Raw genomic sequence first — 18,254 nt, forward strand, 5'->3', positions numbered from 1 at the left:
TGCGGTGGGTGTGGCGGCGTCGTGCCGGCCGGTCATGAGCGCCGCCCCCTGCGGTCGCGGCGGCGGGCGAGCGCCGAGGTGTCCCGGGAGCGCCGGGGCCGTGACACGGCATGCTCGGCGGGGCGGCCGGCGTCGGCGACATGGGCGGCCATGGCCCGTACGGTCGGACGGCCGAACATGTCGAGGCGGGTGACCTTCAGGCCCAGCCGCTCCCGCAGGGTCGCCACCACGGACGTCAGACGCAGCGAATCACCGCCGACGTCGAAGAAGTTGTCCTCGGCGCCGACCCACTCCACGCCGAGCGCCTCGCACCAGACCTCTGCGATGCGCCGCTCCAGATCGGTGCGGACGGCCGCCGCGCCGCCGACGCGGACGACGTCCGGCTTGGGCAGGGCCGCGCGGTCGACCTTGCCGTTCGGGGTGAGCGGCAGCCGGGGCAGCACGACGAGGGCGGAGGGGACCATGTAGACGGGCAGCCGCTCGCCCAGGGCGGCGCGCATCCCGGCGACGTCGGGCGGACCGGCCGGGCCGACCAGGTAGCCGGCCAGGCGGCGTTCGCCGGGCCGGTCCTCGCGGACGACGGCGACGGCTTCGGTGACGCCGGGCAGCCGGCGCAGGGCGGACTCCACCTCGCCGAGTTCGATGCGGTAGCCGTTGAGCTTGATCTGGCCGTCGATCCGCTCCAGGTACTCCAGGCGGCCGTCGGGCAGGTGGCGCACCAGGTCGCCGGTGCGGTAGGCGCGGCCGGTGCCGCCGCCGGGGACGGTGACGAAGCGTTCGGCGGTCAGCTCCGGCCGGTTGAGGTAGCCGTCGGCGGTTCCGTCGCCTGACAGGTACAGCTCGCCGGGGATGCCGGGCGGGACCGGGACGCCGCGCTCGTCGAGGACGTGGCAGCGGGTGTTGCCGATGGGCCGGCCGATGGTGGTCGCCTCGCCGGGCAGCACCCGGTCCACGGTGGACCAGATGGTGGTCTCGGTGGGGCCGTACATGTTGTACAGCGCACCGACGCGGGGCGCGAGTCGCTCGGCCAGCTCGGGGGGCAGCGGTTCACCGCCGCACAGGGCCCGCAGCCCCGCGTCGCCGTCCCAGCCGGCGGCGAGCAGCATCCGCCAGGTGGTCGGGGTGGCCTGGAGGACGGTGGGCGCGGAACGCTCCACGCGCTCGCGCAGGGCGACGCCGTCGGCGGCCTCGGCCGCGGGAAGGATCTCCACGGTGCCGCCGCGCACCAGCGGCAGGTACAGCTCCAGGCCCGCGATGTCGAAGCACACGGTGGTCAGCGCGAGCAGCGAGTCCCGGGAGCCGAAGCCGGGCCGGCGGGCCATCGTCCACAGGAAGTTGACCAGCGCCCGGTGGCCGACCTGAACGCCCTTGGGCAGGCCGGTGGAGCCGGAGGTGTAGATCACGTAGGCGGGGGCGTCCGGGTCGGAGCGGTCGAGGGGGGCCGCCGGCGGCCCGGTGGTGAGCGCGGCGGAAACCGGTACCGGGGTGACCGGGAACGGGGTCAGGGTGCCGCCCAGCGTCTCGTCGGTCACGACCAGCCGGGCGCCGGAGTCCTGGAGCATGTGCCCGATCCGGGCGGGCGGGTAGATCGGGTCGATCGGCACGTAGGCGGCGCCGGTGCGCAGCACGGCGAGCAGGCTGATCAGCAGTTCGGGCGAGCGCTCCAGATAGACGCCGACGAGCGTCCCGGGGCCCGCGCCGAGGCCGGCCAGGTGCCGGGCCATCCGGTCGGCGGCCTCGTCGAGTTCGCCGTAGCCGAGGGCGCGGTCCTGGAAGCGGACGGCGGTGGCGTCCGGTGCGGCGCAGGCCATGTCGGTGACCAGCCGGGTCACGGTCTCCTCGCGCGGATACTCCTCGTCGGTGTCGTTCCACCGGCCGAGCAGCAGTTCCCGCTCCTCGGGTGCGAGCAGGTCGGCGGTGCCGAGCGGTGCCCGGGGGTCGGCGGCGAGTGCGCCGAGGAAGGCCGCGAAGTGCCCGGCGAGCCAGCGCTCGTGGTCCGCGGTCAGGCCGGCGCCCGCGTGGAATCCGACGGCTCCGTCGGCGTCGATGCGGACGGTCAGCGGCCGCTCAGCCGGTTCGGCCGCGCCGGGCAGAACCACGGCGACGGGCAGCCCGCCGCGGGCGGCGCCGGTCAGCTCCGGGTGGCGCAGCGGCACGTCACGCCGGTACGGGGTGCGGTCCCGGAGCTCGTCGAGTGCGGCGCCGAGCAGCTCGGTGAGGCCGGACAGGGTCAGGTCGAGCAGCCCGTCCGGGGCCTGCAGGGGCACTTCGGGCGCCAGGATGCGGGAGGCGGCCGGGGAAACCGCCCGCCGGACGGACACGGCGACGTGCCGCTCGTCGCCCCGGGTGAGCCGGGCGAGGAAGGCCAGGGCGGCGGCGAGGGCCGGCCGCTCGGGTTCGGTGCTTGGCTCGCGCAGGGCCTCGGGCAGCGGGACCGGGCCCGCCGGGCGGGCCACCGGGTGCAGCGGGCCGAACCTCGGCGGGAGCACCGGGCGCAGCGACCGCAGGTCGCGCAGCCAGCGGCGCTCCTGGCGGTGGGCGGTGCGGGCGGCCTCCGCGAGGTCGGCGACGGCCGCGTCGGACAGGTGCGGGAAGCGGCCGCCGAGTTTTGGGGCCAGGGCGACGAGGTCGAGCCGTTCCCCGGACAGGGCGGCGAGGTCGGTGAGGCGGACGTCCCGGTCGCCGGTGGCCACGGTGAGGGCGTCGGGTCCGGCGTCGACGACGGTGCCGGGCTCGGCGGTGGAGAGCCGGTCGGTGACCTCCACGGCGCGGACGGCCAGCAGGCCGTCGCCGCGCGCGAGCAGCGCCGTGCCGAGGTCGTTGCGGCGGCGCCCGAAAGCGGTGGCCCGCACCAGGGCGTCCAGTTCGGCGGCGGGCTGGCGCCAGTCGAACACACCGCCCCGGGGCAGGCCGTCGTACCGGCCGTGGTAGGTGCGCAGGCCCAGGTCCTGCGGTGTGCGGGTGGCCGTGCCGGCGGCCAGTTCGTCCACGAGTTCGGCGAAGGACTCCACGCCCGCCTCGAAGCAGGCGACGTCGAGGTCGTGGACCGTGGCCGCCGGGTCGACGGGCACGGTGCGCTGCTTGAGCACGTCGCCGGTGTCGGCCTCCAGATTCATCACGTGCCAGGTGACGCCGTGCTGCTTGTCGCCGTCGAGGATGGCCCAGCTCGTGGCGAACAGGCCGGCGTGCCTGGGCAGCGGACCGTCGTGGAAGTTGACGGGCAGCCGGGTGGGCAGGGCGAGCACCTCCTCCGGGAGCATCCGGAGGTTGGCGATGCTGAACAGGTAGTCGAAGCGCAGCGGGGCCAGTCGCTCGGCGAGGTCCGCGCCGAACGGTACGGCGGGCAGCCCCTCCCCCTCGGCCCAGTCGAGCAGCTCGGCCGAGGGGGACACCACGGCGGCCACCGTGTGTCCGCGGGCCACGAGCAGCCTGGTGCACTCCACGAGGAGGGTCTCCTCGCCGATCACGACACAGCTGAACGGCTCGGCGGTCATCGGACGCCTCCTTCGGACTCCCCGCGCTGGGAGAGCAGTTCGGCCAGCAGCTCGTCCACGGCCGCGTCGGACAGGCCCGCGACAAGGCGCTCGGCGTCGCCGGCGGGGGCTGGTGCGGGCGCTGCGGGGGTGGTGGGGTCGGGGGCTTCCCGGGTTTCGGGGCTTCCCGGGCTGTGCGCCCGGGCGGCGAGGTACCCGGCCAGCTGACGGATGGTGATCCGTTCGAACAGCAGGGTCGCCGGCTGGGGCCCGTAGACCGCTTCCAGGGCTCGGGTCAGCTCCAGGACGACCAGCGAGTCCACGCCGTAGTTCTCGAAGGTGAGGTCGGGGTCGAGCCGGTCGGGGGTCATCTCCAGGACGCGGGCGAACACGTCCGTCACCTGGCGCAGGGCCTCGTCCGGGGAGACCTGGGACGCCGGGGAGAGGGGGGCGGTCGGGGCCCCGGCGGGAGCCGGCGCAAGGGCCGGAGCCGGGTTCCGCCGCGGCTCGCGCCCGGCCGTCGGAGCCGGTCCGTCGCCGGGCACCACGCCGTCGCTGACGGCGGCGATGACGCTCTGGAAGGCCGGTCCGGCCTCCGTCGTCGGGGCGGCCGCGCTGATGTCCGTGAAGCCGCACGCGGCCAGCGCGTCCCGCCACTGGCGCTCGCTCGCCAGGGGCGAGCGGGGCATGCGCTGCTCGGGGTCCGAGAACAGCCACCAGCCGGCCGTCAGGCCGAAGACGAGCGCCAGCTGGTGCCGCGCCCGGGTGCCCTCCACCAGCAGCAGCGCACCGCCCCGCCGCAACAGCCGCTTGGCCCGGCCCAGCGTGTCGGACAGCCGCCGGGTGGCGTGCAGGACGTTGGTGGCGAGCACCACGTCGTGGGCGCCGGAGGTCAGTCCCTGCCCGGCCGGGTCGGCCTCGATGTCCAGCGCCTCGAAGCGGGTGAAGGGGTACTGCGCGCCGAAGCGGTTCCTGGCCTTGCGGACGAAGGCCGGGGAGACGTCGGTGAACACGTACTCGACGCTGTCGCCGTAGGGGGCGAGGGCGGCGAGCACGGCCGCGGTGGTGCCGCCCGTGCCGGCGCCGATCTCCAGGATCCGCACCGGTGCGGCGGGGTCGGCGGCCCGGCGGGCCCCGACCTGCTCGAGCACGAGCCGCGCCACCTCCGCGTTGCAGCGGTCAGTGACCGGGTCGCCCCGGTAGACGGCTGCCACCCGCTCGGCGGAGCCGTCGGGGAAGAGGACCTCCATGGCGGGACGGCGGCCGGTGAGCACGTCGGGCAGCGCGGTCAGGCAGTCACCGAGGAGGGTGGCGACCGGCGCGAGGGACGGGTGACGCCCCGTCAACTCTTCGAACTCGGCGAGGAGCTGCCCCTCGGGCGCGGTCACGCGGTCCGTCGGGCGCAGGCGGCCGTCGTCCGTGGCGGTCAGCCAGTCCGCCTCGGCCAGCATGTCCAACTGCGCCTGGAACAGCGCGGCGTGCTCGGGCACCACGCCCAGGTGGGCGGCGAGCTCCTCCCGGGAGGCCTCGCCCGCGTCGAACAGGGCCGCCCGGTCGAGCACCGACGCCAGCAGGCGCAGCGCCAGCTCCTCCGCCTCGGCGACCGCCCGCTGGTGGGCGGCCAGTTCACCGTCGGCGCCGGGCACGCCCGGGAAGCGGACCTCGGGCAGCGGGTCCGGCGCGTCGCCCGGCAGCACGCTCAAGGTGCGGTCGGGGTCGATGCCGAGGTTGTCCAGGATGGGCCGGTCGGCGTCCAGGGCGAACACCTGGGGCAGCCCGGCGGCGAGGGTCCGCTCGACGACGGTCATGCCCTGCTCGGCGCTCAGCGGCCGGATGCCCGCGGCGCCGAAACGGCGCAGCACCCGCTCCCGTTCCGGATCGCCGCCCGCGTGCCAGTAGCCGAGGTTGAGGACCCGCACCGGGAAGGGCAGGGTGCGGGCGGCGTGCAGGGCGCAGGCGTCGGCGAAGGTGCAGCCGGCGGCGTAGCCGGCCTGGCCGTGGTTGCCCTCGAAGGCCACGCCGGACGAGTAGAGCAGCGCGAAGTCCAGCGGCATCTCCCGCACCGCGTGCAGCAGGCTCCAGGTGGCGTCGGTCTTGGCCTCCAGGGCGGCCCGCAGCCCGTCCTCCGGCAGTTCCTTGAGTACCTGGTCGACCAGCACCATCGCGGCGTTGATCACCCCGTGCAGGGCGCCGAACTCCTGTACGGCGAGCTCGACGGCCCGCGCCAGCGCGTCCGGGTCGGTGGCGTCCAGGGCGAGGTAGCGGACCTCGGCGCCCGCCTTCTCCAGCTCCGTGACGGTCCGCCGCCGGGTCTCGTCGAGCGGGGAGCGGCCGACCACGACCAGTTTCGCCCCGTACACGCGGGCGAGGTGCCGGCAGGTGTCCCGGCCGACGGCGCCGAACCCGCCGACGACCAGGTAGACGCCGCCCGGGCGGAACCGGGGTGCGGCGGCGGGCAGTTCGACCCGCTCCAGGGTGCGCACCCGGCGGACGCCCGCCCGCAGCGACACCGGCACCGGCCGGGCCGGGAACGGCTCGGCCACGATCGCGTCGGCCGCCCGGGCGGCCTCGGCCGCGCGCGTGTCGACGAGCGCCACGCGCAGCGCCGGGAACTCCTTGGCCGCGACGGCGGCCAGGCCGAAGGTCCCGGCGGCCCACGGGGCGGAGTCGTCGCCCGCCTCGAGCGGGTGGACGTCCGTGGTGACCACCTTCAGACGGGTCTCGCGCTCCAGCAGGCCGTGCCGCGCCAGCGCCCGCACCAGGCGGTACAGGGCGACCGGGCCCCGGTCGGTCAGGGCGCGCAGCTCGGCGCGGCCGGCGGGCTCCCCACCGGGAGCGGCGGCGAGGAAGTAGACCAGGTCCGGTGCGCCGGATCCGGCCAGCACGCGGTCGAGTTCGGCGTCCGCGAGGCCGCCGGGGCCGACCGGGAGCCGTCGTACGTCGGCGCCGTGATGGGCGCGGGCGATGCCCGCGGCGGGCTCGGCGTCCAGCCGCTCCCCCACCAGCAGCACGCTTCGGGCGGCCGCGGCGCGCTCCTCGGCGGGCCGGGCGGTCCACACCGGCCGGTGCACCACCACCGCGGCCGGCTTGGCCTCGCGGTAGGTGAGGCCTTCGAACCGGACCCGCACCGCGCCGGTGTCGTCGCAGAGCAGCACCTCGCAGCGGTCCGTTCCGGTCTCCCGGACATAGGACCAGCCGGTCGTGGGGACGGCGCCGAACACCTCGACGCGGTCGGCCGCGAACGGCAGCATCGGCGGGGCGTGTTCACCCCGGCGGCGGACCAGCAGGGCGGCGACGGTGTGCAGGGCGGCGTCCAGGACGCCCGGGTGCAGGGCGTGCGCCGGGTCGTCGCCGGTGGCCTCGCCGATCCGGCCGAGCACCTCGTCCCGGCCGGTCCACACCTGCCGGACGCGGCGGAAGAACGGCCCGTACGGCAGTCCCTGACCGGCCAGCGCCCGGTAGAAGGAGGCTTCGCCCGGGCCCTCGGCCAGGCGGGCGCGCAGCGCGGTGACGTCGAGGGGGGCGGGCGCGGGCGCGGCGGCGGCGAGGCGGCCGCAGGAGCGCACGGCGTCGTCGCCCCCGCGGATCTCGTAACGGTCGCCGTCGAAGGCCACCGCCACCGTCTCCTCGGGGCCGCTCAGGGCCAGCGGGACGATCCAGCGGACGTCCAGGCAGGCCCGCCCGGCCAGGCCCCCGCCGGCTTCGGCGACCAAGTCCAGGTGGCCGACTCCGGGCAGGAGGGGCCGCCCGTCGACCACGTGGTCGCGCAGCACCGGTTCGTCGGCGGCGAGCCGGCGCTCCCACCGGCGCGAGCCCTGCGCGGGTGCCGCGGCGGGCGTGGTGTCGAGCCAGTGCCGTACCCGCTCGAAGGGGTACGTCGGCAGCGGCACCCGGCGGCGCTCGGCGGGGCGCAGGCGGTGCAGCAGGTCCCAGTCGACGGCGACGCCCGAGACCCACAGCCGGCCGAGGAGGTCGTCGGCGCCGGCCGCGATCTGGGCGGCGAGGAAGTCCTCGCCGCCGACGCCGTCGGTCAGCAGGCCGGCCAGCGGCGGGTGCTGCTCCACCCGCCCCCGGTGCAGCCACTGGCCGCCCTCGCCGCGGCCGACGGCGGCGAGCCTGCCCGCTGCTTCCGCGAGGTCGGCGGCGACGAACGCCAGCCGTGCGGGGAGGGGTTCGCGGCCCACACGCAGCGTGTGGGCGACGTCGGCCAGGCGCGGGGCGTCCGGCCCGGCCAGGGCACGGCCCAGGTCGGCCGCCCGGACGCGCAGCCGGTCCTCGTCGCGGGCGGACAGCACGATCAGCTCCGGCTGCTCGGGCCCGGCCGGGGCGGGTCCGGGCGTCAGGTACTCCTCCACGACCACGTGCGCGTTGGTGCCGCCCGCCCCGAACGAGCTGACGGCGGCGCGGCGCGGCAGCGGACGGCCGTCGCCGTCGTACGCGCGCGGCCACGGCGCCGTCTCCCGCTGCACGGTGAACGGCGAGTTCTCGAAGTCGATGACCGGGTTGAGCTCCTCGGCGTGCAGGGTGGGGAGCAGGGTGCCGTGGCGCAGTTGCAGGACGGCCTTGGTGAGTCCGGCGATCCCGGCGGCGCCCTCGAGGTGGCCGATCGCGGACTTCACCGAGCCGAGCGCGCAGAACCCCGTGTCGCCGGTGTGCCGGGCGAAGGCCTGGGCCAGCGCGGTGTGCTCGATCGGGTCGCCCAGGGCGGTGCCGGTGCCGTGCGCCTCGACGCAGCCGATGGTGCGCGCGTCGATGCCCGCGGCGGCCAGCGCCTGTTCCACCAGCGCCTGCTGGGCCTGCGGGTTGGGCACGGTGTAACCGCTGGTCCGGCCTCCGTGGTTGACGGCGCCGGCGCGGATCACGGCGTGCACGGTGTCGCGGTCGCGGACCGCGTCCGACAGCCGCTTGAGCACCACGGCGCCGACGCCCTCGCCGGGCACGTATCCGGTGCCGCCCGCGCCGAAGGCCCGGCAGCGGCCGTCGGTGGACAGCATGGTCTTGTGGCTCAGGTGCACGTACTTGTCGGGGTGCACGGCGACGTTGACGCCGCCGGCGATGGCGTACGAACACTCGCCGCGGCGGATGCTCTCGCAGGCCTGGTGCACGGCGACGAGGGACGCGGAGCAGGCCGTGTCGACGACCACGCTCGGGCCGCGGAAGTCGCCGAAGTAGGAGACCTGGTTGGCGATGGCGGATCGGTTGGCCAGCACGACCTGGTGGTTGCCGCGGGCCGACTCGGCGGCGGCGAGGATCGCGTAGTCGTCCCACATGACGCCGACGAACACGCCGACGTCGTGCCCCTGGCCGCCGTGGCGGGGCGCCGGGATCCGGGACGGCGGGTAGCCGGCGTCCTCCAGCGCCGACCAGGCCGTCTCGAGGAAGAGCCGCTCCTGCGGGTCCATCGTGCGGGCCTGCTTGGGCGCGATCTGGAAGAACAGCGAGTCGAACGAGGCCACGTCCGACAGGAAGCCGCCCCAGCGGCCGTAGCTGCGGCCCGGTGCGGCCGGGTCCGCGTCGAACAGGGCGTCGGCGTCCCAGCGGTCCTCGGGGATCTCGGTGACACAGTCGCGGCCCTCGGCGAGGTTGCGCCAGAACTCCTCAAGGGTGTCCGCCTGGGGATAGCGGCCGCTGATGCCGATGATGGCGATCGGCTCGTCGGCGTCCCGGCGGGCGGACGGGGTGTGCGGGTCCGGCGCGGGAGCGGGAGATGAGGCGGGCGCGGGGGCGGTGTCCCGTGGCGACGGCTGTGTCGCCTGCCGCGACGGCCCGGTCTCCTCGGGGAACAGGCGGGTGACGGCTTCGGCCTGCTCGGCCAGGATGTGGTCGGCCAGCTCGTCGACCGTCCGGAACTCGAAGAACACGGTGCCGCGCAGGCCCGGGAAGTCCTTGCCCAGCAGCGAGTTGGACTCCATGACCAGCACCGAGTCCAGTCCGTAGTCGTCCAGCGGGACACGGCTGTCCAAGCGGCCCACGGGCAACTTGAGCACACCCGCGAGGACCGCGCGCAGGTGCTCCACCAGCCGCTCCCGCAGCCGGTCGGCGCGCGCGGCGGCGGGCGCCGGCGCGGCGGACCGGGACGGGGCGGGCGTGCCCGTCAGGGCGGCGTCGACTGCCGCCGGGTCGCCCCAGGCGGGCACGAGCCACGGAGTGCCGGGGGCGAAGGACCGGGCCAGCAGGTCGAGGCCCGCTTCGGCGGTCAGTGCCCGCATCCCGCTGCGGCGGGTGTACGCGGCCAGTTCCTCCTCGCGGACCAGCCCGTCGACTCCGCCGACGGCCCAGAGCGGCCAGGCGAGGGACAGACTGCGCCCGTGCCCCTCGCCCCGCCGCACCCGGCGGTCGCGGAGCACCGTGTAGAGGTCGGCGAACCGGTTGGCGGTGGCGTAGCCGGCCGCTCCGAAGTCACCGATGAGGGAGGAGACGGAGGAGAAGACCACGAAGAGGTCGAGCGGGTCCTCACGGGTCAGCCGGTCCAGGTGGACCAGGCCGTGCGTCTTGGCGCCGAGCAGCCGGGCGAAGCGGCCCCGGTCGCCGTCGGCGCGGCCTTCGTCGGCGACCCCCGCGAGGTGGAACACGCCGTGCGGGGCGCCGAACCGGTCGCGGGCGGAAGCCAGCGCGGCGACGAGTTCGTCGGCCCGGGCCACGTCGGCGCGCAGCGCGAGCACCTCGGCGCCGAGCCCGGTGAGCGTGCGGTGCCAGGCGCGGGTCCGCTCGTCGGGCTCGGAGCGGCCGATCAGCACCAGTTTGGCCGCGTGGGCACGGGCCAGGTGCTCGGTGAGCACACGGCCGATGGCACCGGCGCCGCCTGTCACCACGTACACACCGCCGTCCCGCAGGGGCGCGTCGGCCGGGGCCGTCGTGGCGGTGAGCGGGCGCAGCGCCCGTACCTGCCGCTCGCCGGAGGCCGTGCGGCGGACCTCCAGGCCCGCGGCGCGGGGTGCGGCGCGCAGTTCGACCGCCACGGCCCGGGCGACCTCGGCGGCCGGGGCCGCGGTGTCGACGCCGAGGGTGAGCAGTTCCAGACGCGGCGCGACCGGAGCCGTGGAGCGGGCGAACCCGGCCAGGGCGGCCCACTCGGGCCGGTCCTCGCCGGCGTCCTGCGTGTGCAGCACCAGGCACCGCACCCGGCCGGGCAGTCCGCCGGTGCGGGCCGCGTCGAGCACGTCAAGGACGGGGGCGCAGGCGCGGTCGAGCAGGTCGGCGGGCGAGCCGCCGTCCGTGCCGCCGAGGACGACCGCGAGGTCCAGCCCGTCCTCGGCGGCGAGGGAGGCGAGCCGGCCGGTGTCCTCGCCCACGGCGACGACGCGCCGCCACACGCCGGTCGCGGTCAGCGCGGACTCCAGTTCCGGGTGGCGGCCGAGCAGGGCGAGGGTCCCGGCGGCGTCCGCCGGTTCCGGGTCGGCGGCGGGACGCCAGTACGGCTCGTAGAGGCGGGGTTCGCCGGCGGCGGGAACGGCCTGGGCGGCGGGCGCGGCGGTCCCGGCCTGCGCGGCGGTCCCGGAGACCCCGCCGGGAGCGGAGAGCGCACCGGGTGTGCCGGACGCGGCGGGCAGGCCGGACGCGCTGCCGGCAAGCGCGGCTCGGACGCCGACCGCGGGGCCCGCCGGGGGCGCCTGTGTGCCGGGCAGGCGGCCCGCGAAGTCCCGTACGGAGGCGAGCACGCGGCCCTGGTCGTCGTACACGGTCAGGTCGAAGCGGCGCACGCCCGCCGACTCGCCGGCCGTGCGGGCGTGCGCGTGGCACACCTCGGGCAGCGGGGCGAAGGAGTCAAGTGCGCCGAGGCTGAAGGGGACGGCGAGTTCGCCGGGGCGCGGCGCGCTGGACCGGCCGGTCCAGTGGCAGGCCCGCAGAGCGCCGTCGAGGAGCGCCCAGGGCAGCTCGGTGCCCGGGGCGGTACCGGGCCGGGTCAGCCGCAGAAGAGCCTCGCCGGGGCCGACCCGGATCTCGTCGACGACCTGGAAGGAGGGACCGTACGCGAACCCGGCGGCCGCGTACTCGGTGTAGGCGGTGGGCCCGTCGCGTACGACGGACAGCCGGGCGCGCAGCGTGGCGAGGTCCTCGGCGGACTCGGGGGCGGCGGGGGCCGGGACGGCACTGCCGCGGGCGTGGGTGGTGCGGGCGGCACCGGTTTCGCTGTACACCTCGAAGGCCAGCCCGGTGCCCTCCGGACGGAAGGCGACGTACAACTCCAGTTCGCCGTCGGCGAGTTCGACGGCCCGGCCCCACACCACCTCGCGCAGGGCGTGCCGGGTGCCGGGCTCGGCGAGCGCGGCGGCGGCGCGGGCGAACTCCAGCGTCGCCGCACCCGCGAGCAGCGGCCGGCCCTCGATCACGTGGTCGCGCAGCAGCGGGTCGTGGGCACGCAGCGTCTTGCGGAAGCGGACCTCGGCGACGGTGGACTCGTTGGCGTCGACCAGCGGGTGCGGAGCGGCCGTGCCCAGGTCGGCGTCGAGCGGGATCCAGTAGCGCTCCGGGGCGAACGGGTACCGCGGGGCGCGCACCCGGCGCGGGGCGGGCCCCGGCCGGCCGGCGTGCCAGGCCGCCCAGTCCACGTCGGCGCCGCCGAGCCAGCTCCGGGCCGGCTCGGCCAGCGGGCCCGCGTCGGTGAGGTCGGGGGCGGGACCGCCCTCGGCGAACCGGCTCAGTGCGGCGACGAGTTCGCCGCCGTCGGTGACCGCCACCGCGAGCCGGGCGTCGAGGGGCTCGCGGCCCACCTGGGTGGTGAAGCACAGGTCGGCGAGCGGCACGCGCTCGGTCCGGACGAAGCGGGCGGCCGACTCGGCGTAGGCGCGCAGCCGTTCCTCGTCGCGGGCGGAGAGCAGGAACAGCACGGGTTCGGCGGTGCGCTGCTCGGCCGCCGGTACGTCGGTGACCGGGTCGGGGCGGGGGGACTCCTCGAGGACGAGGTGTGCGTTGGCGCCGCCCGCGCCGAAGGAGCTGAGGCCGGCCCGGCGCGGCCGGTCCCCGTCGGGCCAGGCGGCCAGCTCGCGCTGGACGCGGAACGGGGAGCGCTCGAAGTCGATGTTGGGGTTCGGCTCGGCCGAGTGCAGCGACGGCACCAGCGTGCGGTGCCGGAACTGGAGCAGCGCCTTGGTGAGTCCGGCGATGCCGGCCGCGGACTCCAGGTGCCCGATGTTGGACTTGACCGAGCCGATCGGCCAGGTGCCGGGCGCGGCGTCGGCGGAGCGGTAGGCGTGGGTGAGGCCGGTCAGCTCGATCGGGTCGCCCAGGGCGGTGCCGGTGCCGTGCGCCTCTACGTAGCCGATGTCCCGCGGAGTGACGCCGGCCCGTTCCAGCGCGGTGGTGATCGCGCGCTGCTGGGCGCGCGGGCTGGGCACGCTGTATCCGTTGGTCCGGGCGCCGTGGTTGACGGCGCTGCCCAGGATCAGGCCGTGGATGCGGTCCCCGTCGGCCAGCGCCTTGCGGTACGGCTTGAGCAGGACGGCGCCGACGCCCTCGCCGGGCACATAGCCGTCGCCGCCCGCGCCGAAGGCCCGGCAGCGGCCGTCGGAGGACAGGAAGCGGCCCTGGCTGAGGAAGGCGTACTTGTAGGGGTGGACGGAGACGTTGACGCCTCCGGCGATGGCCAGTTCGCTCTCGCCCCGGCGCAGGCTGTCGCAGGCCAGGTGGATCGCGGTGAGCGAGGAGGAGCACATGGTGTCCAGCGCCATGCTCGGACCGGACAGGTCCAGGGCGTGACTGACCCGGTTGGCGATGGTGGCGAAGGACGAGCCGGTGAGCGGCCGTCCGCCGCGCAGGGCGTCCAGAGCGCCGTGGAACTGGTACTCGCCGTACATCACGCCGACGTACACGCCGACGGGCCGGCCGGAGACGTCGGAGCGGCGGTAGCCGGCGTCCTCCAGGACGTGCCAGGCGTTCTGCAGGAACAGGCGCTCCTGGGGGTCCATCAGCTCGGCCTGGCGCGGGGAGATGCCGAAGAAGAGCGGGTCGAAGCGGTCGACGTCGCGCAGGAATCCGCCCCACCGGGTGTGGGCGAGACCGGCTGCCGCCGGATCCGGGTCGTACCAGCGGCGGCTGTCCCAGCGGTCCGAGGGGATCTCGGTGATGGCGTCGTGGCCCTCGGCCAGGACGGTCCAGAGTTCGTCGATGTCGTCGGCGGCCGGGTAGCGGCCGGCCAGGCCGATGACGGCGATGGCGTCGGCGCCGTCCTCGGCGGGTGCGTGCTCGGCGGGTTCGACGACGGTTCGAGCGGTGCGGCGCGGGGTGCGCGGCGGGCGCGGGGCGGTGCCTTCGTTCGCGGGCGTGGCCGGTACGGCCGCCGGTGCGCCGCCGGTCAGCTGGGCCGCGTGCTGCTCGGCGAAGTAGCCGGCGAGCTCCCCCAGGGTGGCGTACTCGAAGAACAGGGTCTTGGACAGGGCGTCGAAGTGCCGGTCCAGTTCGCGGTTGAGCTTGGTGATCACCAGCGAGTCGATGCCGAGCCGGTCGAACGGGGCGTCCTCGGCCAGTTCGGCCGGATCCAGGCCGGTCTCGGCGGCGATCAGCTCGCGCAGCAGCCGCAGGGCCTCGTCGCGCGGGCCGCCGCCCTCGGCGGGAACGGTGGGCGGGGCGGTCCTGGGCGCCCGGGCGACGGGCGCGGTGAGCGCGGCGGTGATGGTGCGCAGGTCTCCGTGGGCGGCGACGAGCGCGCCGGGGATGCCGAGGGCCTGCCCGAACAGGGCGAGGCCGGTCCGGGTGGGCAGGACGCCGAAGCCGGTGCGGGCGGCGATGCCCGCGGCGGCCTCGCTGCTCTGGCGCATTCCGCCGTCGGCCCACATCGGCCAGGCGATCGCGGTGATCCGGCCGTGCCGTTCGGCGTAGGCCTCCAGGTAGGCGTTGGCGTACGCGTAGTCGCTCTGGCCGGGGTTGCCGATGTGGGCGGCGATGGAGGAGAAGGCGACGAAGAAGTCCAGCGGGTCGTCGGCGGTGGCCGCGTCCAGGGCGCGCAGCCCTGCGGCCTTGGGGGCGAGGACGGCGGCGAGGTCCTCCGCGGACTTGGTCAGGGCGAAGCCGTCGCGCAGCACGCCGGCGGCGTGGACGACACCGGTGAGCGGGCCGAACTCCTCGCGCACGGAGACGAGTCGGGCGGCCAAGGCGTCCGGGTCTGACACGTCGACGCTGTGGTAGACCAGGCGCTCGTCCAGGTCGGCAGGCCGTTCGCCGCGGCCGAGCAGGACCACACGGGCGTCGGCCCGGGAGAGCAGCAGACCGGCGACGGCACGGCCCAGTCCGCCGGCGCCGCCCGTCACGACGTACACGCCGCCGTCACGGATCGCGACCGGCTCGGCGGCCGGGGCCGGCTCGGCCCGCGGGATCCGCCGGCCCCCCGCGGTGTGCGCGACCTCCGGGTCGCGGCCGTCGCCGGCCAGTTCGCCGGCGAGCGCGTCGGCCTCGGCCACGTCCTCGGCGAGGCCGACGGCCTGCACTTCGAGCAGGGGGTTCTCCGCGCGGACGGTCCGGGCGAAGGCGCCGAGCGCGGCGCGTTCGGGGCGCGGGCCGTCGGTGTCGTGACGGTGCAGCAGCAGGACGCGCACGGGTGCGGTGGGGCGGGCGGCGAGGAGCGTGCGGACGACGTGCAGCGCCTTCTCGGGGGACGGTTCGTCGACGAGGACGACGTCGGGCGCGGTGGCCGGGTCGAGGTCGCGGGTGACCGTGCCGACGCCCAGGGCGGTGAGGTGGCCGGCGAGCCGTGTGCCGCGTCCGGGATCGGCGCTGAGAACGACGGCCGTGTCACCGGGGGGCGCGCCGGTGGGCTCCGCGGGCACGGTGGTCCAGCGGCGGACGAGCAGGGCCGACTCGTGGCGCTCGCCGAGGACGCGCACGGCGAGGTCGTGCAGGCGGGCCAGTACCTGGCCGTGGGTGTCGACGACGGTGAGGTCTGCGTGCGCGGTCCGCTCCCCCAGCCGGCCGGCCGTGACGTGAACGTGGCAGGGACCGACGACGGGGGCGTGCACGGCGAGTTCGCCCAGGGCCAGGGGCAGGAAGCCGTCGGCCCGCTCGCCGTAGGCGCGGGCCAGCAGCACGACAAGAGCGTGCAGGGCGCCGTCCAGGAGAGCGGGGTTGAGCAGGACGCCGTCGAGCGAGGCGCCGTCGGGCAGTGCGATGGTGCCGAGGGCCTCTCCGTCCCCGAGCCGGACCTCGGTGAGGGCGCGCATGCGGGGGCCGTAGTCCAGGCCGCAGGCGCGCAGGACGTCGTAGCAGTCGGTGCGGTCGACCACCTCGGCGCAGCGGGCGGCGACGGCGGCCAAGTCGGCCGGTGCGGGGCGCTCGTCCGCCCCGGGGTGGATCTCGCCGGCCGCCACCACCCGGTCGCCGTCGGTCAGTTCGAACCCGACCGTGTCCTGCTCGCGCCACAGCTGGACCAGCGCGGTGCGCGGCCCGGTGGCGTAGGAGAGCAGTTGCTCGAAGGAGACTCCGCGCAGCCGGACCGGTCCCCCGAGGGAGAGTTCGCCGGCCGCGCGGACCAGTTCCAGCTGTCCGGCGGCGGGCAGGACGGGCTCGTCGCCGACACGGTGGTCGGCGAGGTAGAACTCGGTTCCGGTGCGGGAGCTGCGGTAGGCGAGGGTGTCCAGGGTGGAGACGTTCTCGTCCAGCATGGGGTGCGGTCCCGGGCCGGTGGCCCGGTCGTCGGGTGCGCCGGTGTCCGGGCCGGTCAGCCAGCAGCGGCGGCCCTCGAAGGGGTAGGTCGGCAGCGGTACGCGGCCGCGCTCCTCACCCTCGAACCAGGCGGCCCAGTCGACGGTGGCGCCGGCCTGCCAGGCGCGGGCCACGCCGTCCCAGGGGCCGTCGGACACGCCGAGGGCGACACCGCGGACCTCGTCGTGGGCGCCGCGCACGGAAATCCGCCCTCGGGCGGCGGGCGGTACCGGGCCGCTGCCGGTCAGCGCGTCCTGGAGCGGCAGTGCCCCGCTCACGCAGGCGGCGGCCCGGGCCGCGAGCCCGTCGCCGTGCACCGCCACCGGGGTGATGCCCCAGTGGAGCCACAGCCGACCGAGCGCGTACTGCACGGCGAACGCCCGACCCCGCTCGCCGAGCCGGTCGGCGCCCGCGGCGAGGGCGGCCTGGTGGTGCTCGGCGAACGCGGGCTCGGCCGCGGACCACCGCTCCGCCAGGCCCGCCGCGTCCGGGACGTCCTCGGAGAAGACGAAGGAGACCTCGCCGGTCCCGGGTCGCTCGGGCACCGGGGTCTGCCGCAGCGCCCGGGCGAGGGCGGCGCGGTCGGAGCCGGTGACGGCGAGCCGGTACTCGTGGGCGCGGCGGCCCACGGCGAGCGTGTAGGCGATGTCGGCGAGCGCGGCGGAGTCGTCGCCCTCCAGGTGGGCGGCCAGGTTCCGGGCGGCCGTGGCCAGCGCCGTCGGGGTACGGGCGGACACCACCAGCGGTTGCCGCTCACGGTGTGCGTCGCCGGTGACGGGGGCGGGCGGCGCCTCCTGGAGGACCGCGTGCGCGTTGGTGCCGCCGATGCCGAAGGAGCTGACGCCCGCGCGCAGCGGGCCCTCCCCCTCCCAGGGGGCGGCGTCGGTGCTCACCTTGAAGGGGCCGGCCGCGAAGTCGATCGCCGGGTTGGGGGTGGTGTGGTTGACGGTCGGCACCAGCGTCCGGTGCTTCATCATCAGCACCGTCTTGATCACGCCCGCGACCCCGGCCGCCGCGTCCAGGTGGCCCACGTTGGACTTCACCGAGCCGATGGCGCAGAACCCGGTGTCGGCGGTGGACTCCCTGAACGCCCGGGTGAGCGCCGAGACCTCGACCGGGTCGCCGAGGCGGGTGGCGGTGCCGTGTGCCTCGACGTAACCGATGGAGCGGGGGTCGACGCCGGAGACGGTGTGCGCCTCGCGGATGACTGCGGTCTGTCCGGCGGCGCCGGGCGCGGCGAAGCTGACCTTGCCGGAGCCGTCGTTGTTGGTGGCCGTGCCCTTGATGACGGCGTGGATGGTGTCCCGGTCCGCGATGGCGTCCCGCAGGAGCTTGAGCACCAGGACGCCGACGCCGTTTCCGAGAACGGTGCCGCTGGCGTCCGCGTCGAAGGTGCGCACGTGCCCGTCCTTGGACAGGATCGCGCCTTCCTCGTACAAGTAGCCCTTGACCTGCGGCAGTTTGACGGTGACACCACCGGCCAGCGCCATGTCGCACTCGCCGTTGACCAGGCCCTGGCAGGCCAGGTGGAGGGCGACGAGCGAGGTGGAGCAGGCGGTCTGGACCGCGTAGCTGGGGCCCTTGAGGTCGAGCTTGTACGACAGCCGGGTGGCCAGGAAGTCCTTGTCGTTGCCGACCATGACCGCGAAGTGCTCGGAGGTGGTGGTCTGGTCGACGTGCGGCAGGACCTGCTGCTGGAGGTAGGTGTTGATGGCCGCGCCGGCGTAGACGCTGATCAGTCCGTCGTAGCGGGCGGGGTCGTAACCGGCGTCCTCCAGGGCCGCGTGGCCGGCCGTCAGCAGGATGCGGTGCTGCGGGTCGGTCATCGCGGCCTCGGCCGGGGTGAACTCGAAGTACCCGGTGTCGAACAGGTCGACGTCCGGGATGATTCCGTGGGCGGGGACGTACTCCGGGTCGTCCAGCAGCCGGGCGGGCACCCCGGCCGCCGCCAGTTCCTCGCGGCTGAACCGGGTGATGCCCTCGCGGCCCTCACGCAGCAGGCGCCAGAAGGAGTCCAGGTCGTCCGCGCCGGGGAAACGCCCGGCCATGCCGATGATCGCGACATCCGTCTCGGCTGCCTGGACCTCGTGGCTGCTCACTGGCCCTTCTCCCCTTTTCGTGTGCTCGTCCCGGTCCGGGACGGGCAGGTGG

The 18,254-nt window shown here is 76.1% G+C and carries 2 protein-coding genes; both read right to left on the reverse strand.

Annotation, left to right across the window (positions count from 1 at the left end):
• Positions 1-32: 32 nt before the first annotated feature.
• The gene (locus ACZ7JA_RS12255) at positions 33-3,494 is read right to left on the reverse strand and encodes an amino acid adenylation domain-containing protein (protein ID WP_470808029.1); all 3,462 of its coding nucleotides are present in this window, start codon (positions 3,492-3,494) and stop codon (positions 33-35) included.
• Positions 3,491-18,202, reverse strand: a complete 14,712-nt coding sequence (locus ACZ7JA_RS12260) for an SDR family NAD(P)-dependent oxidoreductase (RefSeq protein WP_470808030.1) — start codon at positions 18,200-18,202, stop codon at positions 3,491-3,493. Before ACZ7JA_RS12260 ends, ACZ7JA_RS12255 begins: the two co-directional genes overlap by 4 nt.
• Positions 18,203-18,254 lie beyond the last annotated feature (52 nt).

Source organism: Streptomyces sp. NPDC038135 (genome assembly GCF_055601245.1).